Genomic DNA, 24,286 nt, shown 5'->3' with positions numbered 1-24,286 from the left:
GCAGCTGACGAATACTAATCGGTCGAGGGCTTATCCTAAAACCGTTTGCCTGGACCCATACATCCGGCAGACAAACAGCTAAAGTTCAGCAGCAACTTCTTTCGTATCCAGTTTTCAAGGCGCAAGCCTTATAAAAACAAGCCACCATTTAGGTGGTTTTTTTGTTTTTTATCAAGTCTAACTCACGGAGTTTACTCCGTTTAGTTATTTTTCATTGGTTTGTCTTTTCGGATTTTCTGAGTTAACAATTTTTCGTAAGTTTTAGAATTAGATTGGATGTTTTGTTTCTTATTTTCGTTTGGTTCATACATAAGGATTCCTCCAGGATAATTAGTTAACTAACTTCGATATTCATTTCAATTGCTAATGTATATAGCAATACATCTACTTTAACTAACAAGGTGTGATGTCATACATTCAAAACCCGCGAAAATAATGGCAGGATATTTAATTAACTTCAAGACAAACTTATATATGATTTAACTTTAGGGGAAAAGATAAACAGTTCCGCGACTTGCTTGTGCCAGAAGATCTGGGATACCATAATGTTCAATTTAATTTTAGGCTAGATGATACTCGTATTGCAGAGATTTTTCATGGAAGTACGCCAAGCCGGAATAACGGGGAATTAGCCGTAACACAACCTCCTAAGGGCTTTCCCGTACCTCAGCTTTCAGAGATGGCGAATAAGCATAGCCCTGGTTTAGCCGATATGGTCCGCTAACTGTAAAACCTTGATCTATGGATTAAATTTTTTTGAGATTAACCTTAGGAATCTGAATAGGAAATGAAGCCGTAGAACATAATAGCTAGGTAAAAAAATGAAAAATAGTGGAGGTAATTTCAATTGTATCAGAATCAAAACTTGGCTAACCAAATCAACCAATGCGAACAAATCATTAATCAAATGATGAATCAGACGCAGCAGGCATCCCAAATGTATCAGCAAATGCTTCAACAAGAACAACAAAATGCACGGACACTTGAAGAATTAGCGCAAAGAGAGCATAAGGCCTCTCAGGTTATTCAGACTGCACTGCATGGTCATCAGCTAGCGATGCAGCAAATGCAACAGGTTTCCCAGATTTGCAGACAGCTTGAACAAACCGTTCAAAGTTATTCTCTATCTGCTTTTAATCAACAGCAAACGAATCTTGCCAATGATCAATTGAAATTCCAATAATAGCACTGGAATTTGAATACCCCTTAACAAAGCCGGCCGCAAGGCCGGTTTTCAATTTAGTAAAAGCAAATTACAACAAAGGTTAAAAAGTATAAATCAGATTTGTCCTACAATTTCCTCTAAACGAATACAATGTACAAGCAGGCTCATTGCCTGGACAATGTATTGGAGGGAATCACAATAATGTCCATACTTATAAGTTACTTTATACTCGGGTTATCGCTTTCTGCTCCTATAGGACCGATTAATGCGGCTCAGATCGACACAGGCATCAAACGAGGTTTTACACATGCATGGATGATTGGGATTGGTGCTATGTTTGCAGATATTCTCTATATGATGCTTGTTTATTTGGGACTTGTACATTTTATTACGACTCCGTTCATTAAAACGTTTCTATGGTTATTCGGCGCTTTTGTTCTTATCTATACCGGGATTGAGAGTTTTTTTGGTGCTCGAAAGGCTTTTGATTTCCGTAACGAATCAAAATTGAGTGAAGGGAACTATAAAAAAACATTGTTTTCAGGTTTTCTCATGTCTGTCTCAAACCCAATGACTATTTTATTTTGGCTAGGCATATATGGGTCAGTATTAGCAGAAAAATCCGTGCATTATGAACTTTACCAGCTCGCGGCGGCCAGTTTAGCAATTATTGCAGGTATCGCTTTATGGGACTTTTCGATGGCGGGCATCGCCGGATTTTTCAGAAAGTGGCTGACCAATCGGCTTCTTCGACTTATATCCGTCCTGTCAGGTTTTTCACAGATTTGTTTTGGCGGTTATTTTGGTTATGAAGGGTTTCGTCTTTTAATTAGTTAGTTTTGCAAGATTTATTGTGAAACTTCCAGTATTATGCTTTCACTAGACAAATTTCGAGTAGATTAGTATAATTTTCTACATACTTACGACAAAATAAGATGATATTCACACTGTTGTTTATACCATCTTGGGCAACGGGGCCTTGTAAAAATCTTTTTGATAAAGCCGATAGATAAAACGTTTCTTTTGGCTGGCTTCAAAAGGTTTTTCAGGGTTTTTTTGCGTCAGTTAATATGTTAACACTAAGGAGGGATTGGATGAAGCTGTTTCGCTCTTTTACAAGCCGATGGATGGAAGAACAATTGGCGAACATGTCAGTCGGTGATTTTAGTATGAATCTATCATCTAACGGTAGAGACCATTTGTTAATGGTTGCGCTCAAAAAAACGATAAGCAGTTTAAAGGCTTTGATTCGTTTGGTGAATCGATCATCCATGCACTTGCACAAAAAAATGGTGGATATGAGATCTAAATCCGAGCTCATTACCGAGCAGGTGGAAGGAGTCACAGCCACAATCCGGGAAATTGCGGTTGGCATGCAGGATACTTCGGAGCATGCCCATAAGATGGCGGATGACATGGCTCAAATACACGTTGTTCTGAAGGACGTAGGTGAAAATAATGCCTCGTTGGTTAAGGAAGCTCTTGGTTTTTCGGAAGAAGTCGCTGCCGGCAAACAAGAAATGATATCCTCGAAGGAGCAAATGAACCGGATATCTTATGAAAGCACTGGGATTTATGAAGGGATGAATGAATTAAATAAAGCACTTAGTCAAATTACAAATATTGTTCGGCTGATCGAAGAAATCTCGGGCCAAACGCAATTGCTTGCTTTGAATGCGAATATTGAAGCAGCACGAGCAGGAGAGCAGGGAAAAGGCTTTGCAGTTGTTGCCAGCGAAATTTCGAAGCTGGCGATTCAGACGAGCCAGGCTACCCTAAGCATTAATGAGCAGATCCAGTGGGTAACGGACAATGCTCAAGGTTTAAAAACAGGTATCGATAGTATGCAAGAGGCAGTGGGTGTAGGCGTAAAGACGATGGGGGCGTCTGTGAACAAATATGAAGAGATGGAAGCATTCCTTGGCCGCATTCTGATCCAAATGAAGGAAGTGGATGGCCGTTTTGGGATTATTACGGCAAATAGCTCCTCTATTGCTGATTCCCTCAATCAAACATCAGCTATGATCGAGGAGGCAGCTGCAGGATGTGAAGAAGTGCTTGCTTCGACCGAGATCCAGCAAGAGAATATTTTGCAAATAAACGAGGACATACGGGAAGCCACGCGCAGCAGCTTATCACTGCGTTCGGTCGTATCACAGTTTAAGCTTCCTTCCCGAAGCGAATCACATCCTCTACAAAAGGAATTAGACCGGTGGGTAGAATGTTCTTTGGGTATTCGATCCATCATGGTGTCGATGATTGACTCGAGGGACGCTGAGGAAATTCGCTTCTGGCACCAGGAAAAAGAAGCGATGGAGAGTGAGCTGGCTGCATGCTTCCGGCATCTTGAGGAGAAATCAACCAAAGGGATTAACAAGGGATATTTTGATTCCCTAAGAAGCTCATGGCAGGAATTTAGCGTGGTGAAAGATCAAAATGCTAAATGGATGCTGGAAGCCGAGTATGAAAAAGCTAAGCAGGGTCTGATTAATAAAGGCAGAGAACGTTTCAAGCGGGCCATAGATATTGCGAATGAATGGATGGAAACTTAATAACGTAATGATTAAACTAACAACTTCGGAGCCACTTCCTGCAATTACAGAATTTCTGTAACGGGGAGGGCTTTTTTTCTTTAAGTGTTGACCTGTTCTTATTAAAGAACTAAAATGATTATGTTGTCTGTTATTACGCGTATTGCTTCATATATGGTTATTACTATTCAAGTGTAGATCTAAACTGGCAAAGGAGAAAACTATGATTGGGGAACGGATTAAAAGTCTACGGGAAAAAAAGGGATACTCGATAACGAAGCTTGCCGATCTTGCAGGCGTATCCAAGTCCTATTTAAGCTACATCGAACGGAATATGCAAAACAACCCTTCTCTTCAAGTCATGGCAAAAATTGCAGCTCCCTTGGATTCCAACATAGAATATTTGCTGGGGGAAGAGCCTTTACCAAAAATTCATGAGGATGAAATTTTGGATGATGAATGGCGTTTGATTATCAAAAATGCTGTAGATGAGGGGATGAGCAAAGGCGATTTTCAAGCTCTAAAAGACCTGATCCGCTCGAATATGTGGAAGGAGAGCAAGGGGGAAACTAGTGTCTATTTCAACGAGAAAAAGAAGACATCGAATATTATTATTCTTCATATCGATAACTGACGGCATAGAAAAAAAGGAAAACGTGTATTGACATGTTCTATATAAAGAACTACTATTGTGTTAGTGTTCTTTATAACAAACAGTAAGTAGGTGTACAAATGGATGGAAAACAATCGGAAGAAAATCAAGCAATACGCAATGAAAATGTAAAAGTAAAAGAAATTAACCTCAAGGCACTATACTCAATCCTCAGAAAGCGTTTGTGGATGATCATACTGATTACAATCTGCCTTACCGTTATCGCGGGCATTTACAACTCAAAGCCTGAAACACCTTTGTACGCGGCTTCTTCGCGAATTATTGTTGCTGCAAGCCCAGAAGTGATGGGGACTGCAAGGGTTATGTTTCGTGAGCCCATTGTACTGAACAAAGTTTCTGAGAAATTGGGACTGAATCGTTCTGCTTCAGATCTAAGGACACAATTTAGGATAGATAGTGTCGATGGTTCCCTTATTACGGTTGTTGGTGTCGTTGATACCGATGCCAAGCTAGCGGCAGAAATCGCAAATACCGCAGTTGAAGTGTATAAAGAGGTAGCTGCAGAAACGCTCGGTGTGAGCAATGTTAGAGTGTTAACGGAAGCGGAAGTAAATCCATTTTCCATTAATGAGAAAAGTAATACTATCCTGTTTATCGCTTTTATGGTCGGTCTCGTTTTGAGCGTGGGTTTGACCTTCCTGCTCGATTCACTCGATGATACGGTTAAGTCGGAACGAGAGGTCGAGGAGCTGCTTGGCTTGACGATGCTGGGTCAAGTATCGCTGATGAAGAGAAAAGATTATGCCAGACAGTCGAAAAAGCAAAAAAGCATCATAGTGCGGGGTGAAACGATTGGTTCGTGAACGGAAAAAAATGGCTAAATCTATTGTCAACAGAAGCTTGCTTGCCTATATCAATCCTCACGGAACTATTTCAGAGCAGTACCGGACCATTCGAAATAATATTCAATACGCATCTAACGGCAATAAAGTAAGGTCTCTGGTTGTTACTTCTCCTTCAGAGGGGGAAGGCAAATCTACAGCTGCTGTAAATTTGGCAGTGTGTATCGCTCAACGCGGTGATAGGGTGCTTATAATCGACGCGAATTTTAGAAATCCGACCCTTCATCAAATATTTAATGTACAAACGTCTCCAGGGCTGTCTAATGTTTTGGCACGGCAGCTCGAATTTCGCGAAGCGGTATACAATACGGAAGTCGAAGGCCTGGATATTATGCCGAGCGGTCAACGACTATTTAATTCTACAGAATTATTTGATTCACAAGCGATGATTGACGTAATGGATGCTGCGGCTTCCCATTATGATATGATTTTGCTCGATTGTCCTCCTGTTCTTGGTGCGCCGGAAACAAATGCGTTAGTCAGTAAGTGCGATGGGGTTATCTTATTAGTAAAAAGCGGTAAGACACAGCTGGAACTGGCTAAAGAAGCAAAGCGGGCGCTGCTGTTTGCGAAAGCAAACATTTTAGGGGTCATACTTAACAAAAAGAGCGTTTGATGATTTTAATCGGATAGCGCTTTTTTTATGAGCCGGTGTTCTCTATAAAGCACAATATTTCTATAATTAAGTTTTCGAGCTCGGTAATGTCTCCTCACCGTTATCAACGGAGGCACTCGGCCATGCTGTGGGTGGATAAACCTTAGACGCGAGTCGTCAAGAGTGTGGCGTGAGGACGGGTTGAATGCCCAAGTCTCTGCATTAGAGTTTTTAACTATTAGGTTTTGGCTAAGACCTTCTAGTTAAACACTCTAATGGGGTGTCATAAATCAATTCGATGTATTTCTGGAAAGGGTGAACTTTTTGACATTTCGACAAAGGTTATCTTTTTTGATTCTAATGGATTCAGTAATCGTATTAACGGCTATTTTTTTCAGCAGGTTTTTGCTAAGCGCATCGTTTCAAGTTGTGACCGTTCCTATTGTTATCAGCTCTATTACATTGCTGCTTAGCCATCATTTCTTTTCTTTCTATTACAAGCTGTACAAGAAAGCCTGGGAATATGCGAGTGTCGGAGAGCTGCTGATTATTTCGAAGGCGGTATCGTTCTCAATCGTTGCAGCGGCCATCATTCAGCAGATTGTCGTTCTGGATGTGTATTTCCGACTGCTTGCTGTAACTTGGATGATTCATATGCTGTTGATCGGCGGTTCGAGGCTTTGCTGGAGAATTTTCCGAGGCGGCTACAATAAAAGTGCGGGTCAGCGTAAGCGTACGTTAATCGTAGGAGCGGGATCAGCCGGTACAATGCTTGCTAGACAGCTTCTCACTAACAGCGATACGGAGCTATTACCGGCAGCCTTCATAGATGACGATGTGAACAAGCAAAACCTGGATATTTTAGGAATACCGGTAATTGGCGGTGTGGCGAGTATTTCAAAGATTGCAGATGAGCATAAAATCGACAATATTGTCATCGCAATACCATCGCTAAGCAAAAAACAACTAAATACGATCTTTACCGAGTGTGCCAAAACAAAAGCGAAGACCCAAATCATTCCGATGTTGGAAGATTTGGCAACAGGGAGAATTTCCGTCAGCCAATTTCGTGATGTGCAGGTCGAGGATTTACTGGGCCGAGAGCCAGTGGAGCTTGATATCGAGAGTATTTCAGGCTACGTCACCAAGAAAGTGGTTTTGGTTACGGGAGCTGGAGGCTCAATCGGTTCTGAGGTTTGCCGGCAAATATCCAGATTTCTGCCGGAGAAGCTCATTTTGCTGGGGCATGGTGAGAATAGCATCTATTCGATAGAGATGGAGCTAAGAGAGCTGTACGGACATACCAACATTGAGTTTGTTACCGAAATAGCCGATCTGCAGGATGCTAATAAAATGTTAGCTGTCATGCAAGCACATCGGCCTCATGTCGTTTACCATGCCGCTGCTCATAAGCATGTGCCGCTAATGGAAAGAAATCCTGAAGAAGCATTTAAAAATAATGTACTCGGTACGCTGAATGCCGCAAAAGCGGCAAGCATGAGCCGCGTCGAAACATTTGTCATGATATCAACGGATAAAGCAGTCAATCCGACCAGTGTAATGGGGGCGACAAAGAGGATTGCCGAGATGGTTATTCAACATATGGACCGGCTTAGCAATACGAAATTTGTCGCTGTCCGGTTCGGCAACGTATTAGGAAGCCGGGGCAGCGTCATTCCTCTGTTTAAGAAGCAGATCGAGAAGGGCGGTCCAGTTACGGTTACCCATCCCGACATGGTTCGGTATTTTATGACCATTCCGGAAGCATCGCGGTTAGTTATTCAAGCAGGCGCGCTTGCAAAAGGCGGAGAAATTTTCGTGCTGGATATGGGCGACCCGGTAAAAATAACGGATCTTGCTCAAAATGTCATTCGAATGTCAGGCTACACGGTTGAGGAAATTGGTATCCACTATACCGGAATCAGGCCGGGTGAAAAGCTGTTCGAAGAAATGCTGAAGGATAATGAAATGGATGAACAGCAGGTTTACCCGAAAATTTACATAGGTAAATCCTTCGAAGTGTATTATGACGAAATTGAAGAAATCATAGCGGAGTTTAGCGGGATGAACAAAGCGGAATTAAGAGTCCGCTTGCTCGATCTGGCGAATAATGTTGTTGTTTTACCGAAGTTCGTGTCGGTTACCGGGTAAAAACAGAGAAGGGGCGATTAAACGATGAAAGTCAGAAAAGCGATCATTCCAGCTGCTGGTCTGGGTACAAGATTTCTACCAGCAACAAAAGCAATGCCGAAAGAAATGCTGCCGATCGTAGATAAGCCGACCATTCAGTATATTGTGGAGGAAGCCATTGAATCGGGTATCGAGGATATCATAATCGTTACCGGTAAGCATAAACGAGCGATTGAGGACCATTTCGATAATTCCGTGGAGCTTGAGCAAATACTGACAGCAAAGCATAAATTCGAACTGTTAAGCGAGGTCCGCAAATCATCCGACATGGTGGATATTCATTATATTCGTCAAAAGGAGCCAAAGGGCTTAGGGCACGCGATCTGGTGCGCACGTAAGTTTATTGGAAACGAGCCATTTGCCGTTTTGCTGGGCGACGATATTATTTCGGCAGAGAAGCCGTGTATTAAGCAAATGATTGAGAAATACGGGCAATATCAAACATCGATCATCGGCGTTCAGCGTGTTGCGGATGAGGAGGTGTCTCGTTACGGTATCGTTGATGGAACGCTTATGGAAGAGTCGTTCCACAGGGTTAAGCATCTCGTGGAGAAGCCGGCGCGCGGCCAAGCGCCTTCTAATATGGCGATCATGGGACGCTACATTCTCAGTCCGGCAATCTTCGACGTGCTCGGCAGCCAAACGCCTGGAGCCGGAGGAGAAATCCAGCTAACGGATGCAATAGCGGCGCTGAACTTATCCGAGGCGGTATATGCCTATGAATTCGAGGGAAAACGCCACGATGTCGGAGAAAAAATGGGCTTTATCCAAACCACGATTGAATTTGCCCTGCAGCGGGATGATCTGCGTTATGAGCTGTTAGACTACCTGACGCAAATGGTGGAAAAGGAAACTGCACGTAAATAAAGCTAAAATAGGATGGTTCATATGCCTAATAAAATATTGTTCTGTGCAACCGTTGATTATCATTTTAAGGCGTTTCATCTGCCTGTAATGGAATGGTTTAAGCAGCAGGGGTGGGAGGTTCATATTGCCGCGAAGGGCGAGATGGATCTCCCTTTTGTCGATAGGAAGTTTAATTTGTCCATTGAGCGGTCTCCCTTTCATCTGAACAATTTGAATGCATATCGGGAACTGAAGGCGATTATTAAGCAGCAGAACTATAATATCATTCATTGCCATACGCCAATGGGTGGCGTTCTCGCTCGTTTGGCCGCAAAAGCTGAAAGAAGAAACGGTACGAAGGTGATCTATACCGCGCATGGCTTCCACTTTTGCAAAGGGGCATCCCTTCTGAACTGGGCGCTCTATTATCCGATCGAAAAATGGCTATCATCCCTTACGGACTGTCTTATCACGATTAACAATGAGGATTACAATCTGGCAATCGCAAAAAACTTTAAAGCGAAAAGGATTGCTCATGTTCATGGCGTGGGCGTGAATACAGCCCGCTACAACCCGGTGCAGAAAATTGAGAAATGGCGGCTGCGGCAGGAGATGGATTTTCGTACGGATGATTTTCTCCTTTTTTATGCTGCCGAGTTCAATAAAAACAAAAACCACCAGCTATTAATTCAGGCAATCGCATTAATGAAGGAACAGGTACCGCATGCGCGGCTGCTGTTGGCCGGGCAAGGACCGCTGCTTGAGCCGTGCCGGGAGCTGGCTGAGGAGCTCGGAGTCGCATCCATGGTTCATTTTCTAGGATACAGGAACGATATTGACAGGCTGCTGCCAATGTGCGATGTCGCCGTTGCGTCGAGTCTCCGGGAAGGCTTGCCTGTAAATATTATGGAGGCGATGGCTTGTGGACTTCCTATCGTTGCAACGCGGAACCGGGGGCATTCGGAGCTTGTAGTTGATGGTGAGAATGGCTTCATACTTGCGCCGGAAGAGACCGCTCAATTTGCTAATCGGCTTAAGCTGCTTAGCGAGTCGATTACACTGAGAAATCGAATGGGAAATAACAGTCAGCAAATCGTACTGAAATATGGTTTGAACCAAGTGAAGCAGGAGCTTGGTGAAATATATACGTCGTTTATGTTGGGGGAAACAAATGAATCCCAAAGTAAGTATCATCGTGCCTATATTTAATATGGAGCATTATTTGGACAGATGTATGGAAAGCCTGCTTGGTCAAAGCTTAACAGACATAGAGATTATTGCTGTCAATGATGGATCAAATGATTCAAGCCTATCGATACTTGAGGAATACGCTCAAAAGGATTCACGGCTTAAGATCATCAATAAGGAAAATGGCGGGGTGTCCGCTGCCAGAAATGAAGGCGTTAAGGCGGCAAGAGGACAATATATCGGCTTTGTTGATCCGGATGATTGGGTGAATTCCAGTATGTATGAGGCTATGTATCAGGCAGTTGTTCAAGAAGACGCTGATATCGTCATGTGCACCTATATTCGGGAGTTCGGAACGCACTCAAAGGAGAAAACATTCGAATTGCCTCATAAGCAAACGTACCGCCGGGATGATGTACAAGCGAAAATGCTCAGGCGACTTGTCGGTCCATTGAAAGAAGAACTGGCAAACCCAGAGTATTTGGATGCATGGGGAACGGTATGGTCCAAACTTTATCGCGCTGAATTATTGAAAGATAATCATTTGAAATTCATGGATTTGAACGTTATCGGCAGCAATGAAGATACTCTTTTTAACATTCATGCGTTCTATTATGCAAAATCTTTTATTTTTCTAAATCGACCTTACTACCATTATTGGCGTGCGAATGAAGCGTCCATCACTTCCACGCATAATCCGATGCTGGCAGAGAAATTCGATAAGCTCTATAGCTCCATTCTATCGTTTATAACAGAAAAGCAGCTGCCTAATGAATATAAAACAGCATTAAACAATCGTATTTGTATGAATGTGTTGGGCTTGGGTCTTAACATCATGAGCGAGGATAAGCCTGCAGCTATACGAAAGAAGCTAAGATCATTAAACCTCCTACTGCGCAGCAACCGAATGAGACAGTCTCTTAAAACGTTTGAAATGAGCTATTGTCCTCTGGTTTGGAGGGCTTTTTTCTTTTGCGCAAAAATAAGATTTTCACTGGTCATTTATTTGATGCTTACAGCTATTAACTGGATGAGAAAAAGGAATACGGGGAGGCTCAACGTTGATAACGGTACGAATATTGCAAGTGGTAACCATAATGAATCGCGGCGGCTTAGAAACCATGCTCATGAATTACTACCGTCAAATGGATCGAAGGAAAATACAGTTTGATTTCTTGGTTCATCGAACAGAGGAAGGTCATTATGACCGTGAGATCACAGCATTAGGCGGGAAAATATATCGTATGCCTCCTATTAAACCAGGGAATTATAGACGATATTTCAATCTTCTCGATGAGTTTTTTGCTGATCATCCCGAGTATCGTGTAGTCCATTCACATATTAATGAAAATAGCAGCTTTATTCTTAGAGCCGCAAGGCGGGCAGGAGTTCCATGCCGTATTACACATAGTCATTTAAGCGACCTTGGGCTTGATTTTAAATTGCCGTTTCGTTTGTATGCAAGGCTCGCAATGAAAAATAATCCAAGCAGTTATTTTGCCTGCTCCAAGAAGGCAGGGCAATGGTTGTTTGGGAAGAAAATAATGAATTCCGGGAAGTTAATTGTACTTAATAATGCAGTGAATGTAAGGGATTTTTCATTCAATAAAACAGCAAGAGAAGAGATCAGACAGGAGCTTACTGCAGGCGATCGTTTGGTCATTGGGCATATAGGAAGATTTAATGAGCAAAAAAATCATGATTTTTTAATTGAAGTGTTTAAAGCAGTCCATCAGAAAAATAAGAATGCTCTGCTTGTACTCGCGGGAGAGGGGCATCTGAGACCGATAATCGAAAGAAAAGTGGAGAAATTGGGTCTATCGGATAACGTAAGGTTTCTAGGCGTAAGAAGTGATGTTTCAAAGCTGCTGCAAGGGATTGATATATTTCTATTTCCTTCTTTGTTTGAAGGATTGCCAGTAGTCATGATTGAGGCACAAGCTGCGGGACTGCGTTGTATTGTTTCCGATACCATTACGTCAGAAACTGACGTAACAGGAAGAATCAAGTTTATCAGTTTAAGGGAATCGGCCGAAATATGGGCGCAAACTATTTTAGAAACCACCTATGAACACGAGGATACATCAGAGTCTTTGCGAAGAAAAGGTTACGATACCGCTACCATGGCCGAATGGCTTTCAGAGTACTATATGGGTCAAGCCGCCAGTGCGGGTTCCAGGTAATGGGGGGAAAGAAATTGAAGCCGATGTTAACTGTATTTACGCCTGCCTATAACCGGGCCTATACCCTTCATTTATGCTACGAAAGTCTGAAGCGGCAGCGCTGTAAAGATTTTATCTGGCTTATTATTGATGATGGTTCTACGGACAACACTAGGGAGTTGGTAGCGGAATGGATAGAGGAAAACCTATTCCCGATCCGATATCATTACCAAGAAAATAAAGGCATGCATGGCGCGCATAATACCGCATACGAGCTCATTGAAACGGACTTAAATGTTTGTATTGATTCGGATGATTACATGGCGGATGACGCCGTGGAAAAAATAACGGCATTTTGGCGGAAGGAAGGAAGCAGCCGTTACGCGGGAATTGTAGGGCTTGACGCTGCCCCGAGCGGTGAAGTAATCGGTACGCTAATGCCAGACCATTTGAAATCCTCTACTCTAACGGACCTGTATGCAAAGCATAAGGTAAAGGGAGATAAAAAGCTTGTTTATCGCTCAGAGTTAACGAGAAAATTCCCGCCGTATCCTATTTTTCCGGGAGAAAAGTACTGTCCTTTATCCTATAAATACATACTCATCGATCAAGAATACTCACTGCTAATTTTGAATGAGGTCCTTTGTTTCGTTGAATACATGCCTGATGGTTCAAGTATGAACATCATTAAGCAGTATAAAAAAAATCCTCGGGGCTTCTCTTTTTTCAGAAAAATAGCAATGACTTATGCTACTTCTTACAAGGAGAGATTTCGAGAAGCTATTCACTATGTATCAAGCAGCATGATGATAAAAAATAGTCGGTTTTTACTTGAGTCACCCTGCAAATGGACCACTTTCATCGCCACGCCGTTTGGATTTATACTTTATCTCTACATTCAGAATACAAGTAGAGCTACTGTTTTGAAGTCAAATAATTAAATTAGAAGGGAACAGAAAAATGACGATATTGTGGTTTACACTAGCTCTCGTTTTCAGTGCCTCCTTAACAGCCAGATATTTTTCTGTTCCCGCTGTGAATGGTCCATTATATATTCATCCAAACAAGTTTATGGCAATGATCGCCGCCCTTTCGATCGCCTTAGTCTCCGGCCTAAGAAATAACATCGGGGATACCTATTTGTATATGCACAGTTACGTCATTAATGATTTCCGGTGGGAATCGGTCGTTCAAACGAATGATATTGCGTTTAATATCTTGCAAATGCTGCTGAAGCAGCTATCGGATGACCCGCAAATTCTAATTGTAACAACCGCATTAGTGACCAATCTAATCATCGCCATGGTGTTATTCAAGTATGCAAGGCTTTACGAAATAAGCTTGTATTTGTACATAACGACTGGAGCATTCACCATTTCGATGAACGGAATCAGACAATTTTTGGCGGCATCCATTGTGTTTGCAGCTACAAAATTTTTGCTGGAAGGCAGCTGGAAAAAGTACATGGCTGTTGTTTTATTGGCTTCCTTTTTTCATCAAAGCGCTCTAGTAATGATTCCGATTTATTTTATCGTTCGCAGGAAAGCGTGGACTCGAACGACGGGCGCGCTCCTATTTGTAGCCATTCTCATCGTGATGGGATTTAATCAATTTTCAGAATTGCTATTTTCTGCTATTAAAGATACGCAATACGGCCATTATGAAAGCTTTGCCGAGGGCGGCGCAAGTGTATTCAGGGCTCTCGTATGGGTCGCTCCACTGCTAATTGCTTATTTTGGGAGAGAAAAGCTTAGAGTCCTGTTTCCGAAAAGTGATATCTTCGTTAATTTATCTATTGTGGGTGCTGTTTTAATGGTCATTTCCACGCAAAATTGGATATTTGCAAGGATAGCCATTTATTTTAACTTGTATCAGCTCATTTTGATCGCATGGGTTATTAAAGTGTTTCGGGAGAAGGATCAAAAACTAGTGTATATGATCGTTCTTATTTTGTATTTCCTTTTTTACTTTTACGAAAGTGTCATCGCACTTGGACTTGAATATAAAAGTGATTACCTAATTTGGCCGATATAGGAGGCTTGAACGATGATTGCCGTAGAAAAAATCCCACGTATTGTACATTATTGCTGGTTTGGACGCGGGGAGAAGCCTAAGAAGATTGAGAAGTGCATGAGAAGCTGGCAAAAGCATTTAAGCGAATACCAGTTTATGGAGTGGAATGAGGATAATTTTGATATTTCCTCTAATCGTTATGTGAAAGAAGCGTATGAAGCCCGAAAGTATGCCTTTGTCAGCGATTATGTCCGGCTCCATGCGCTTTACTATTATGGGGGGATCTATTTGGATACGGATGTGGAGGTCGTCAAACCCCTTGATCCGTTTCTATATCATGAGGCATTTTCCGGCTTTGAAGATCAGAAATTTCTTCAGTCCGGCACAATGGGAGCAGCGACAGGACATCAATGGATTCAAGAGCTTTTGGAAAATTACAGCCAAAGAAGCTTTCTGCTTTCAGACGGTTCATATGATATGACGACAAATACCGCCGTGATTACAGATATTTGCGGAAAACACGGATTGATTTTGAATGGGGCATACCAGGTATTGAAGAACGGGGTTACTTTCTATCCAAGAACCTATTTCAGCCCATATGACTATATTAACGGGGGGAATTTCATTACAAACGACAGCCATACGATTCACCACTTCGCTCAATCGTGGCTCCCAGTTCATGTACGAATAAGAGGAGAAGTAAAGAGGGTGGTAGGACGGGTTGTAGGTCCTAAAATCATTTCAAAAATGAGAGAGATGCTTTCTTCTAATTAAGAGGATATCAAACAGATAGGCAGGAGACCATACTTATGATAAAACGTTTATTCGATCTGCTTGTTTCATGCACGCTATTGCTTGCATTGTCACCTATCATCGTAATAACAGCTATTTTGGTTCGGTTTAAATTAGGAATGCCGATTGTATTCAAGCAGAAACGTCCGGGTTTGCACGGAATGCCCTTTTATGTGTATAAATTTCGGACGATGACGGATGAGACAGACAGCCTCGGTAATTTGCTGCCGGATCACATTAGGCTTACGGCTTTCGGAAGCTTTTTGAGGAAGTATAGTTTGGATGAGCTCCTTCAGCTTATCAATGTCATTAAAGGCGAGCTAAGCCTGGTCGGCCCCCGACCGCTTCTTATGGAATACTTACCTCTCTATACAGAAGAACAGGCTAAGAGGCATCAAGTAAGGCCAGGGATTACCGGTTGGGCACAAATTAATGGCAGAAACGCGATTTCATGGGAAGATCGGTTTGAACGGGATATATGGTATGTGGAGAACCAAAGTTTACGGCTGGATTTGAAAATACTTCTTCTTACCGTGAAGAAGGTCGTTCGGTCCGATGGTATAAGCAGCGCCAATCATGTAACCATGCCGCTGTTTCGAGGTACGACAAGCAATCATGAAGGATGAAGCTATCTCTCAAGCAAGTAAGCTGCTTGAGAGATGGCTTATTATTTTGGAAAAAGGATGTGTGATGACGTGATAATGAATGAACAGAAAAGAATTTATTTGTCACCTCCGCATATGAGCGGAAATGAACGCAAATATATTGACGAAGCGTTCGAAACGAACTGGATTGCGCCCTTAGGTCCGCATATTGATGCATTTGAAAAAGAGATAGCAGAATATGCTGGCGTAAACGATGCGGCAGCGGTCAGTTCAGGAACGGCAGCTATTCATTTAGCGCTTCAGTTGTTAGGCGTGAGTGAGGGAGATATAGTGTTCTGCTCGAGCTTTACGTTTGTTGCCAGCGCCAATCCTATTCGTTATTTGGGGGCGGAACCGGTATTCATTGATTCGGAGCCTGAAACGTGGAACATATCGCCTCAAGCGTTACAGCTTGCAATTGAGGATGCAGCCCGGGAAGGAAGTTTGCCGAAGGCAGTCATTGTCGTTCATTTGTACGGTCAGAGCGCGAAGATGTCCGAAATTTTGGCGATCTGCAATCATTATGAGATTCCTGTTATTGAGGATGCAGCGGAATCTCTCGGTTCTACATATAAAGGGAAGCCGAGCGGCTCTTTCGGTAAATTCGGTATTTACTCGTTTAACGGCAACAAAATCATTACCACCTCCGGTGGAGGCATGCTCGTATCTAATGATGTTGAATTGTTAAGAAAAGGCCGTTTTCTTGCTACCCAGGCGAGGGACTTGGCATCCCACTATCAACACAGCAGTATGGGTTATAACTACCGAATGAGCAATGTGCTTGCCGGCATCGGTAGAGCGCAATTAGAGGTTTTGAATGATCGCGTTCAAGCGCGGAGAAATGTATTTGAGAAATATCAGGAGTCATTTTCGGGAATAAGAGGGTTTGACTTTATGCCCGAATTGGAGCACACCAGATCCAACCGGTGGTTAACCGCTTTAACCATCGATGAGCAGGAGACTGGGATAACGATACCATTTCTGCTGGAAGCGCTGGCTGCAGAAAATATTGAAGCCCGGCCTGTTTGGAAGCCGCTTCATATGCAGCCTTTGTTTGAAAACAGCAGGTTTTATGCTCATTCAGAAGGGGAGCCTGTATGCGAGCGGTTATTTAAAAGCGGTATTTGCCTGCCGTCCGGTTCGAGCATGACGGTAGTTGATCAGGTCAGAGTTGTCGATTGCATTCATGACGTTATTAAAAAATCAGCAGGCAAAAGCGCACAAACTGCATAGCAGCACTAAAAGGTTTAGAGATAACGTTCTCCAGGCTCTCGTTTTCTAACAAAGCGAGCGGGCGTTCCATATGCTATAGCATGTGAGCCGATATCGGATAAAACGGTAGAACCGGCTCCGATTACGGTATTTTCTCCGATAGTCCTTCCATGGATAATATTCGCGCCTAATGAGATGACGGAATAATTTCCGATATTAACATTGCCGCCAGTTGCAGCCTTCGGAGCAAAAGTGACAAAGCTGCCTACAGTACAATCATGATCGACCGAGGTATTTGGGTATAAGACGCAGTGATCTCCGATTCTCGTATCACTGTTAATGACTGCACCCGCCATAACAACGGTTCCTTCGCCAATAGAAGCCCCCTTTGCAATGGAGGAAGCAGGATGGACAGCGGTAATGAAAGTGAAGGCTGGGTTAATTGAAATTATAGCTGCTGCAATACGCGATCTGGACCAGTTGTCGCCGACTGCTACGATACCGCTGCTTATTGATTCGGCGTTCGATGCAAGCCAGGACTCATCGCCCAGTATTTCATAACCGTAAACAAACGTTCCTGCTGTTTTAAACCCGTCAAGCAAGCCTGCGATATGGTAAAGGCCAGCTTTCTCGATGGCATCAATTACAGCTTTTGCATGGCCGCCCGCGCCGTACACAACAATATTTTGCAATAGTTTAAGCCCCCTATTTATTTAGTAAGTATGTAAGAAACAATTTCATTCTATCAGATTTCTCTGATTGTTTCTAAAAGAATAATGAACATATGGAATGGTAATTGACAGAAATTATGTAAGGTGTTAATCTGTATCTGTGTTCGTTTTATAGAACAAAATAATAAATTTGTTCGTTATTGGCTAATTAGCATGAAGGAGAAATTCATGAATAACGATGTCACTCTTCATACGGGAGACTTATCCGATGAATTACGGCTGCTGCTTGCGCTCCTATCGATGGACCGCGGAGCGGATCTCGCCTTTAATGATTGGGAACTGCTCCGGGAGGCGGACTGGGACCAATTTATTAAGCTGGCAAGGCATCATCGGGTATTTCCATCTTTAAATCAAAAGCTGCAAGAAATGAAATCCGCTGACATCCCGACATTTGTCACTCAATTGTTTCGCCGCGATTACTACCGGAATACATTGCAAATGTTGGCATTAAGCGGAGAGATGGAGCAAATCTCCAAGGTATTCTCTGAAAAAGGCATTCGTTCTATTTTTTTGAAAGGACCGGTTATTGCAGCCGATCTGTATGGCGATGTGTCCCTTCGCACCTCCTGCGATCTAGATTTCCTTATCCCGCTCAAGGAGCTTGACCGGGTCGAAGAGCTTCTCGTTTCGCTAGGTTATGTGAAGGACGATTATATCGTTTCTGTTCTAAACGATTGGAAATGGAGACATCACCATACGACATTTATTCATCCGAGTAAGGGAATAAAGGTCGAAGTCCATTGGAGGTTGAATCCGGCGCCATCGAAGGAACCAAGCTTCAATGAATTATGGGAACGGAAAAGGAAGAGTTCACTAATCAGTCGACCGATCTATTATTTAGGAAGAGAAGATTTGTTTATGTTTCTTGTATCTCATGGAGCAAGACACGGCTGGTCAAGGCTTCGTTGGCTGCTTGACATCAAGCAGCTGGTTAATCAAAAGCTGAATTGGCCGAAGCTTATCCGATTGCTCAACAAGCATCACTATTCGCATGTCGGAGGGCAAGCCCTGCTCTTAGCGTCACGATTATTTTCACTTCCCCTTCGTGATGAGATGAAGCCTTTGTTGTCGGGAAGAAAAGCTCATTGGTTAGCGGAGGATGCTATGTTTTATGTCCATCGAATGGTCAATTTGCATACACCGCCGCTTCCTGAAGAGGTAAGCCGTTTTCACAAACGATATTTATTTTCCCTGTTGACCGTCCGGCAGAAAATACAATTCGTTGCGAGCTTTTTATTTCCATATCCAGAGGATTTAGATACGCTGCCGCTGCCGAAATCATTGCATGTATTGTATTTTCCATTGCGTCCGTTTTTATGGGCATGGAGAAAACTGAGTAAATCGCCAGAGAAGAAAGCAGTTAAAGAGCTTGAGAGATATTAGAGAACAACATGAAGGAGAATCGCGATGGCTGTTTTGAAGAAAATAGTGAGTACAGTATTTACGCAATTTCGGACTAGAGGCTTGTTAAGTACTGTAGCCATGAACAAGTCGCATTTTATGGGAGTTTTAAGAGGCTTGTTTTACAGACTGCTATATTTTAATAACATCCAGGCATCGCTATTCTCCATACAAGGAAACAGTACGATCGAGATTTTTAATAAGCGATCTAAAATTTCAATTGGAAAGTTTGTATTTATTCGAAAAAATGCAAGCATTCGGATTGATTTCGAAGGACAATTGCTGATTAGTGACAAGGTCTTCATAAATGATAATTGCAATATTAATTGCGTCAATAAAATAGCGATCGGTGCTTACACGAAGATCGCTCCGAATGTATGCATCAATGATCATGATCACAACTACAAAGACGGATCTGATGAGCATTTGCTTATAGGCGAGGTTACGATCGGGGAGCATGTATGGATCGGCTCGAACGTTGTTATTTTACGGGACACGGTAATCGGCGACCATGCTGTAATTGCGGCAGGCAGCGTCGTGAAGGGAACGGTTCCGCCTCATACATTATTTTTAAACAAACGCGAAAACAAGTTCATTAACTTTAAGGAACACAAGGGATTGAAAAATACGCTGCTACAAGTAAAGGAATCGATATGAAAAAGGATATCTTGATATCAGTCTATGATATGGAAATTGGCGGAATCGAGCGAAGCTTAATTAATATGCTGGAAGGTTTTGATTACGAGAAATATAATGTCGATTTGTTGATTTGCAGCCATCAAGGTGACTTCATGAAACTGATCCCGAGCCAAGTTAATGTGCTGCCGGAAATAAGCAAGTATACGGTATTTCGAAAGCCGTTAAAGCAATGTATTCAAGAGGGACATTACGCGGCTACGCTTATTCGGATCCTATCGCGAAACATCGCTCTCGTGAAGGCCAAAAGGAGAAAGCTTCAAGAAGGGCCTGGTTACATCCAAATGCAGCTCGCCTCGAAGTATACTTCCTATATTATACCCGCGCAAAAAAAGATGTATCATCTCACGATCAGCTATGCATGGCCGCATGATATTTTAGCGAACAAAGTGAAAGCCCATAAGAAGGTTGCATGGATCCACACCGATTACAGCAAGCTGGAAATTGACAATAAGCTTGATCTTGCGGTTTGGAATAAATTCGATTATATCGCATCCATATCTGAGGCCTGCACCGAGTCCTTTCTCAAGCAATATCCTTCATTGGAAAAGAAAATCACCCTAATCGAAAATATCACATCGCCGGCATTTATAAAAAATATGGCGGAGGAAACTTTACCGCCGGGCGAGTTTGATAACGATGCATTTAAAATCGTATCAGTCGGGAGATTGTCTTACGTGAAAGGGTTTGATATGGCGGTTCAAGCGTTAAAGACTTTGCATTATAAAGGTTTCAGCCAGATTAAATGGTACGTTGTCGGTTATGGAGGCTATGAGGCGGAGTTGAAAGAAATAATTGCTCAGCATGGTATGCAGGACAGCTTTATCCTGTTAGGAAAAAAAGCAAATCCTTACCCCTACATCAAGAAATGCGACCTGTACGTACAGCCTTCGCGATATGAAGGGAAAGCGGTAACCGTAACGGAAGCGCAAATACTTGGCAAACCGGTTCTCATTACTAATTATCCAACGGCACCCAGTCAAGTTGAGAATGGCGTCGATGGCATCATATGCGAGCTAAGCCCAGAAGGAATTGCTAAAGCTATAAAAATGCTCTACGAGAATTATGAGCTTAGAAATTCGTTAGTGAACCATATTAAAGATCAGGATTATAGCAATAGCAGTGAGCTAGATAAGCTTTATCAAATCATGGCATAAGTCTCATGGCCAGAAGAAGGGGAACATATCCGTGAGCAAGGTTAGTGTAATCATTCCTGTATACAATGCGGAGAAGTACATTGTCGAATGCATCCAATCTTTACTCAATCAGACGCTTCAAGCGTGTGAATTTATATTCGTCAATGACGGATCGGTCGATAAAAGCAAGTCGATAATTGAAGACTACCAGTTGCATGATGGCCGAATTAAACTCATTAATCAGGAAAACCAAGGCGTAAGTGCTGCAAGAAACGCAGGGCTGCAGGCCGCATTGGGAGAATACGTTGGATTTGTAGATGCGGATGATTACATTGAGAAGGATATGTATGAGACCCTGTATCATGCCGCGATTGAACGAAATTGCGACGTTGTCATATCCAACTTAGAAAGTGAATTGGAAGGCAGCAAGGTCATTACAACGTATCCGTTTCGTACTAATGAGACACTAGACAGAGCATATATTTTGCAGCACATTATGCCCTATTTACTTAAAGCGGATGATTTAAACACCGCTGTGAACAAAATTTACCGAGTAAATGTGCTAACTATGAACAAAATTGCATTTCCTGAGAAGGTAGCTTTAGGTGAGGACGGCATGTTTAACATGATATTTTTCGGCCATGCCGCTACTATGACTTACATAAATTACACTGGTTATCACTACAGGGAAGTAAGCGGTAGCGCTACCCGAAACATTAAGGATAAGGATTATTTTAGCAAAGCGATTGAAGTTTATATAACGGCTCCGCCCCAAATATATAACGAGATTATCCCCGCCAATAACGTTAACCGTCTCAAGTCGATTCGGTTAATCAAAAGTATGATTTCTTATATATACATATATTTTAAGCCAAGCAATGATATGAGTTTTAAGAAAAGATACCGCTATGTTAAGCAAATGATAACGAATAAGCATGTAAGAGAAGCTTTACCTATTTATTGGGCCGAAATGAACAATTCAATTGGACGTTATGAGAAGTTCATTCTTAGTATGGTAAAGGCGAGATCGGCGCTTGGATTAATGTTTGCAGTAGCCTACAGCAGGCTAAGAAATGCTTAATATAAAGAAATTGGAGGAGTACAGTATGAAAATAATGATGTTTGCTCATGGTGGTAGTCTAAATAGAGGCTGTGAGGCGATTGTTCGCTCATCAGCTAAAATAATTAAGGAGAAAATTAACGACGCAAAAGTATATCTGGCTTCTGATAAGCCGCAAACAGATAAAGTGATATCTGCGTTAGATGGGATCTATGATGGTTCAAAGTCAGATATTAAAAAATATTCCTTGAACTGGCTCGTAGCTTCCCTTCAGAATAAATTGCTTCAGGATGAAACGTACGCTTTGGGTTTAATTGAACATAACACGATTAGCCGTATTAAGGATGTCGATGTTTGCTTGTCAATCGGAGGCGACAACTATTGCTACGGAGAGCAGCCGAATTGGTATGAAATTGACCGCAGAATAAAGGCTCAGGGCAAAAAGCTGGTTTTATGGGGATGCTCAATCGGCGAAGAGGACATGTCCGAAAGAAAGCTGAAGGATTTGAAGCTTTTTGATTTAATTCTTGCACGTGAAACGTTGACCTACGCAATGCTCAAAGATAAGGGCTTGGGTAATGTCAAGCTTTGTGCGGATCCGGCATTCACGATGGAACAGGAAGAGCTGCCTCTGCCGGAAGGCTGGCAGGTCGGCAATACGATGGGGATTAATTTTAGTCCGCTTGTATGGGAGCGCAATAAGCGTTCTAGAGAAGCGGTCAGAGAACTGATTAATTATATATTGAAGACGACTGATATGACAATCGCACTTACACCGCATGTCATCTACCAAGGAAATAATGATTATGAAGTGCTGAAGAGCTTCTATGACGAGCAAAAGGATACAGGCCGCGTCATTTTATTGCCTGATAATTTAACAGCCATACAATATAAAGGATACATAGCACGAATGAGATTTTTTATAGGCGCAAGAACGCATGCAACAATTGCTGCTTACTCGAACTGCGTCCCAACAATGGTTCTAGGCTACAGCGTAAAATCGAAAGGAATAGCGAAAGACATTTTTAACGAAGAAAAGCTTGTTCTGGGGATTGAAGAGATTTCTGACAGCAGCAAATTAATTAACCGCTTCAATGAAATGATTAGAGAAGAGGATGAATTAAAGAAAATACTAAAGCAATCGATACCCAATATTAAACAAATGTCATACAAAGCAGTTGAATATTTAAAAGAGCTAGCATGAGGTGCAAAATGAAAAAGAACCTATTGTTTGTTATACCTAGTTTGTCAGCAGGCGGGGGAGAAAGGAGTCTCATAAACCTGCTCTCTCAAATTGACTATGAACGATATGAGGTTGACTTATTTTTACTCAGTCACGAAGGTATCTTTCTGAATTTGGTGCCGGAAAAAGTTCAAATACTGCCGTTGCCGGATACCTATAATCGATTCGCTTTGCCTATTTGGGATTCTGTACCGAAGTTTCTGCTTAAAGGTAATCCCTCCCTGGCCTATGACAGAATCATGTTCAGCGTAAAAAATAGGGCAGAAACAAGCGTTGGGACCAGGGAACAATTAGGCTGGAGACATGTTGCTAATTCCATGAGTAAAATTGATAAGCATTATGATGCAGCAATTGGATTTTTGGAAAAAACATCAATTTATTTTTGCGTGGAAAAGGTGAGTGCGTCGAAGAAAATAGGTTGGGTTCATAACGACTATGACAAATTAGAAATGGACCCTAATTTCGACTTAGACTATTTCGAAAAGCTGAATCATATCGTCACGGTTTCTGACGAATGTGCCAACATATTAAAAAGAAGATTCCCTAATCAAAACCATAAGGTGAACGTCATTCATAACATTATTTCACCAACGGTTATTAGGACATTGGCCGATAGGGAATCAACGGATGTTTACAATCGTAAAGAGGAAGAAATCGTCATTCTTTCTATTGGAAGACTGCATATTCAAAAGGGATTTGATCTAGCAATAAAAGCCTGTAAAAAATTGGTTGAAGAAGGTTATAACATTCAGTGGAACATCATTGGCGAAGGAGATGAGAGAGAGAGGCTAACTTCGCTCCTCAAAGAGGAAGGATTAGAAGAGCACTTTAAATTATTAGGATTAAAGACAAACCCTTATCCTTACATTAAGCAGGCAGATATCTATGCGCAAACCTCGAAGTTTGAAGGCAAGGCGATAGCTATTGATGAAGCGAAAATTTTAAATAAACCGATTGTAGTAACCAATTTTAGCACGGCAAAGGATCAAATTGAAGATGGGGTTGAAGGATTTATCGTCGAGATGAATGCTGATTCTGTCGCTGCGGGAATTGGAAAGCTTATTCAAGACCGGACGATTCGAAGGCAGATGTCCGACCATTTGTCACGATTGAAGTTAGGAACAGAGGATGAGATCGAAAAGCTTTATAAACTTCTTGGATAGGTG

23 protein-coding genes and 1 pseudogene are annotated in these 24,286 nt (G+C 42.2%); 23 read left to right on the top strand and 1 reads right to left on the bottom strand.

From position 1 onward, the window contains the following. Positions 1 to 529 precede the first annotated feature (529 nt). The 17 genes and pseudogenes from DFP97_RS31685 to DFP97_RS22430 all read left to right on the top strand — a co-directional run. Positions 530 to 724 (top strand): annotated as a pseudogene (locus tag DFP97_RS31685) (manganese catalase family protein); the annotation flags it as partial. A 183-nt stretch (positions 725 to 907) separates the two neighbouring features. Next, entirely contained in the window at positions 908 to 1,183 is a 276-nt protein-coding gene (locus DFP97_RS22505) for a hypothetical protein (RefSeq protein ID WP_114382582.1), read from the top strand. 183 nt (positions 1,184 to 1,366) lie between these two features. Further along, positions 1,367 to 2,002, top strand: coding sequence for a LysE family transporter (locus DFP97_RS22500; protein ID WP_114382558.1), 636 nt, complete (start codon positions 1,367 to 1,369; stop codon positions 2,000 to 2,002). A gap of 257 nt (positions 2,003 to 2,259) precedes the next feature. After that, a complete protein-coding gene (locus DFP97_RS22495; RefSeq protein WP_181873629.1) occupies positions 2,260 to 3,717 on the top strand; it encodes a methyl-accepting chemotaxis protein in 1,458 nt (485 codons plus the stop codon). 202 nt (positions 3,718 to 3,919) lie between these two features. Next, positions 3,920 to 4,330 carry a helix-turn-helix domain-containing protein gene (locus tag DFP97_RS22490; protein ID WP_114382554.1) on the top strand — a complete coding sequence of 137 codons (411 nt, stop codon included), beginning with the start codon at positions 3,920 to 3,922 and terminating at the stop codon, positions 4,328 to 4,330. A gap of 98 nt (positions 4,331 to 4,428) precedes the next feature. Beyond that, a complete protein-coding gene (locus DFP97_RS22485) occupies positions 4,429 to 5,172 on the top strand; it encodes a YveK family protein (protein ID WP_114382552.1) in 744 nt (247 codons plus the stop codon). A gap of 10 nt (positions 5,173 to 5,182) precedes the next feature. Beyond that, a complete protein-coding gene (locus DFP97_RS22480) occupies positions 5,183 to 5,827 on the top strand; it encodes a CpsD/CapB family tyrosine-protein kinase (RefSeq protein WP_220271185.1) in 645 nt (214 codons plus the stop codon). 303 nt (positions 5,828 to 6,130) lie between these two features. Further along, a complete protein-coding gene (locus tag DFP97_RS22475; RefSeq protein WP_114382549.1) occupies positions 6,131 to 7,957 on the top strand; it encodes a polysaccharide biosynthesis protein in 1,827 nt (608 codons plus the stop codon). 24 nt (positions 7,958 to 7,981) lie between these two features. Continuing rightward, complete coding sequence (gene galU / locus DFP97_RS22470) at positions 7,982 to 8,863, top strand: UTP--glucose-1-phosphate uridylyltransferase GalU (RefSeq protein ID WP_114382547.1); 882 nt, start codon at positions 7,982 to 7,984, stop codon at positions 8,861 to 8,863. Positions 8,864 to 8,884: 21 nt separating this feature from the next. Next, complete coding sequence (locus tag DFP97_RS22465) at positions 8,885 to 10,051, top strand: glycosyltransferase family 4 protein (protein ID WP_114382545.1); 1,167 nt, start codon at positions 8,885 to 8,887, stop codon at positions 10,049 to 10,051. Continuing rightward, positions 10,014 to 11,201 carry a glycosyltransferase family 2 protein gene (locus tag DFP97_RS22460; RefSeq protein ID WP_114382544.1) on the top strand — a complete coding sequence of 396 codons (1,188 nt, stop codon included), beginning with the start codon at positions 10,014 to 10,016 and terminating at the stop codon, positions 11,199 to 11,201. Before DFP97_RS22465 ends, DFP97_RS22460 begins: the two co-directional genes overlap by 38 nt. Continuing rightward, positions 11,128 to 12,213 carry a glycosyltransferase family 1 protein gene (locus DFP97_RS22455; RefSeq protein WP_245976537.1) on the top strand — a complete coding sequence of 362 codons (1,086 nt, stop codon included), beginning with the start codon at positions 11,128 to 11,130 and terminating at the stop codon, positions 12,211 to 12,213. Before DFP97_RS22460 ends, DFP97_RS22455 begins: the two co-directional genes overlap by 74 nt. A 14-nt stretch (positions 12,214 to 12,227) precedes the next feature. Beyond that, positions 12,228 to 13,133 carry a glycosyltransferase family 2 protein gene (locus DFP97_RS22450; RefSeq protein WP_114382540.1) on the top strand — a complete coding sequence of 302 codons (906 nt, stop codon included), beginning with the start codon at positions 12,228 to 12,230 and terminating at the stop codon, positions 13,131 to 13,133. A 19-nt stretch (positions 13,134 to 13,152) separates the two neighbouring features. Then, a complete protein-coding gene (locus tag DFP97_RS22445) occupies positions 13,153 to 14,226 on the top strand; it encodes an EpsG family protein (RefSeq protein ID WP_114382538.1) in 1,074 nt (357 codons plus the stop codon). Between the two features lie 12 nt (positions 14,227 to 14,238). Beyond that, positions 14,239 to 14,979: a glycosyltransferase family 32 protein gene (locus DFP97_RS22440; RefSeq protein WP_114382536.1), complete on the top strand. Its 741-nt coding sequence runs from the start codon at positions 14,239 to 14,241 to the stop codon at positions 14,977 to 14,979. Positions 14,980 to 15,017: 38 nt separating this feature from the next. Continuing rightward, positions 15,018 to 15,623: a sugar transferase gene (locus DFP97_RS22435; protein ID WP_281271001.1), complete on the top strand. Its 606-nt coding sequence runs from the start codon at positions 15,018 to 15,020 to the stop codon at positions 15,621 to 15,623. A 75-nt stretch (positions 15,624 to 15,698) separates the two neighbouring features. Next, complete coding sequence (locus tag DFP97_RS22430) at positions 15,699 to 16,874, top strand: aminotransferase class I/II-fold pyridoxal phosphate-dependent enzyme (protein ID WP_114382580.1); 1,176 nt, start codon at positions 15,699 to 15,701, stop codon at positions 16,872 to 16,874. A 14-nt stretch (positions 16,875 to 16,888) separates the two neighbouring features. On the opposite strand, the gene DFP97_RS22425 is transcribed toward DFP97_RS22430, so the two are convergent. Further along, positions 16,889 to 17,545 carry an acetyltransferase gene (locus DFP97_RS22425; protein ID WP_114382532.1) on the bottom strand — a complete coding sequence of 219 codons (657 nt, stop codon included), beginning with the start codon at positions 17,543 to 17,545 and terminating at the stop codon, positions 16,889 to 16,891. Positions 17,546 to 17,752: 207 nt separating this feature from the next. Between DFP97_RS22425 and DFP97_RS22420 the strand changes: the two genes are divergently transcribed. From DFP97_RS22420 to DFP97_RS22395, 6 genes are read left to right on the top strand one after another with little or no spacing between them, the layout of a single operon-like run. Further along, positions 17,753 to 18,967: a nucleotidyltransferase domain-containing protein gene (locus DFP97_RS22420; RefSeq protein ID WP_114382530.1), complete on the top strand. Its 1,215-nt coding sequence runs from the start codon at positions 17,753 to 17,755 to the stop codon at positions 18,965 to 18,967. Positions 18,968 to 18,991: 24 nt separating this feature from the next. Then, the gene (locus DFP97_RS22415) at positions 18,992 to 19,642 is read left to right on the top strand and encodes an acyltransferase (RefSeq protein ID WP_245976535.1); all 651 of its coding nucleotides are present in this window, start codon (positions 18,992 to 18,994) and stop codon (positions 19,640 to 19,642) included. Then, entirely contained in the window at positions 19,639 to 20,838 is a 1,200-nt protein-coding gene (locus DFP97_RS22410) for a glycosyltransferase (RefSeq protein WP_114382528.1), read from the top strand. The genes DFP97_RS22415 and DFP97_RS22410 overlap by 4 nt, the downstream gene beginning before the upstream one ends. A gap of 31 nt (positions 20,839 to 20,869) precedes the next feature. After that, positions 20,870 to 21,898, top strand: coding sequence for a glycosyltransferase (locus tag DFP97_RS22405; RefSeq protein ID WP_245976532.1), 1,029 nt, complete (start codon positions 20,870 to 20,872; stop codon positions 21,896 to 21,898). Positions 21,899 to 21,923: 25 nt separating this feature from the next. Then, on the top strand, positions 21,924 to 23,081 hold the full coding sequence (locus DFP97_RS22400; RefSeq protein ID WP_114382524.1) for a polysaccharide pyruvyl transferase family protein: 1,158 nt from the start codon (positions 21,924 to 21,926) through the stop codon (positions 23,079 to 23,081). Positions 23,082 to 23,089: 8 nt separating this feature from the next. Next, positions 23,090 to 24,283: a glycosyltransferase gene (locus tag DFP97_RS22395; RefSeq protein ID WP_114382521.1), complete on the top strand. Its 1,194-nt coding sequence runs from the start codon at positions 23,090 to 23,092 to the stop codon at positions 24,281 to 24,283. The last annotated feature ends 3 nt before the right edge of the window (positions 24,284 to 24,286 follow it).

This window comes from Paenibacillus prosopidis (genome assembly GCF_003337375.1).
Lineage (GTDB): Bacteria > Bacillota > Bacilli > Paenibacillales > Paenibacillaceae > Pristimantibacillus > Pristimantibacillus prosopidis.
Note: the sequence above shows the minus strand (reverse complement) of the source record. Positions and strands in the feature narration are given on the sequence as shown.

Coding starts and splice junctions, on each gene's coding strand:
- DFP97_RS22505 (WP_114382582.1), top strand. CDS start 908: ATGATGAATCAGACGCAGCAGGCATCCCAAATGTATCAGCAAATGCTT.
- DFP97_RS22500 (WP_114382558.1), top strand. CDS start 1,367: ATGTCCATACTTATAAGTTACTTTATACTCGGGTTATCGCTTTCTGCT.
- DFP97_RS22495 (WP_181873629.1), top strand. CDS start 2,260: ATGAAGCTGTTTCGCTCTTTTACAAGCCGATGGATGGAAGAACAATTG.
- DFP97_RS22490 (WP_114382554.1), top strand. CDS start 3,920: ATGATTGGGGAACGGATTAAAAGTCTACGGGAAAAAAAGGGATACTCG.
- DFP97_RS22485 (WP_114382552.1), top strand. CDS start 4,429: ATGGATGGAAAACAATCGGAAGAAAATCAAGCAATACGCAATGAAAAT.
- DFP97_RS22480 (WP_220271185.1), top strand. CDS start 5,183: ATGGCTAAATCTATTGTCAACAGAAGCTTGCTTGCCTATATCAATCCT.
- galU (WP_114382547.1), top strand. CDS start 7,982: ATGAAAGTCAGAAAAGCGATCATTCCAGCTGCTGGTCTGGGTACAAGA.
- DFP97_RS22465 (WP_114382545.1), top strand. CDS start 8,885: ATGCCTAATAAAATATTGTTCTGTGCAACCGTTGATTATCATTTTAAG.
- DFP97_RS22460 (WP_114382544.1), top strand. CDS start 10,014: ATGAATCCCAAAGTAAGTATCATCGTGCCTATATTTAATATGGAGCAT.
- DFP97_RS22455 (WP_245976537.1), top strand. CDS start 11,128: ATGAATCGCGGCGGCTTAGAAACCATGCTCATGAATTACTACCGTCAA.
- DFP97_RS22445 (WP_114382538.1), top strand. CDS start 13,153: ATGACGATATTGTGGTTTACACTAGCTCTCGTTTTCAGTGCCTCCTTA.
- DFP97_RS22440 (WP_114382536.1), top strand. CDS start 14,239: ATGATTGCCGTAGAAAAAATCCCACGTATTGTACATTATTGCTGGTTT.
- DFP97_RS22430 (WP_114382580.1), top strand. CDS start 15,699: ATGAATGAACAGAAAAGAATTTATTTGTCACCTCCGCATATGAGCGGA.
- DFP97_RS22420 (WP_114382530.1), top strand. CDS start 17,753: ATGAATAACGATGTCACTCTTCATACGGGAGACTTATCCGATGAATTA.
- DFP97_RS22415 (WP_245976535.1), top strand. CDS start 18,992: ATGGCTGTTTTGAAGAAAATAGTGAGTACAGTATTTACGCAATTTCGG.
- DFP97_RS22410 (WP_114382528.1), top strand. CDS start 19,639: ATGAAAAAGGATATCTTGATATCAGTCTATGATATGGAAATTGGCGGA.
- DFP97_RS22400 (WP_114382524.1), top strand. CDS start 21,924: ATGAAAATAATGATGTTTGCTCATGGTGGTAGTCTAAATAGAGGCTGT.
- DFP97_RS22395 (WP_114382521.1), top strand. CDS start 23,090: ATGAAAAAGAACCTATTGTTTGTTATACCTAGTTTGTCAGCAGGCGGG.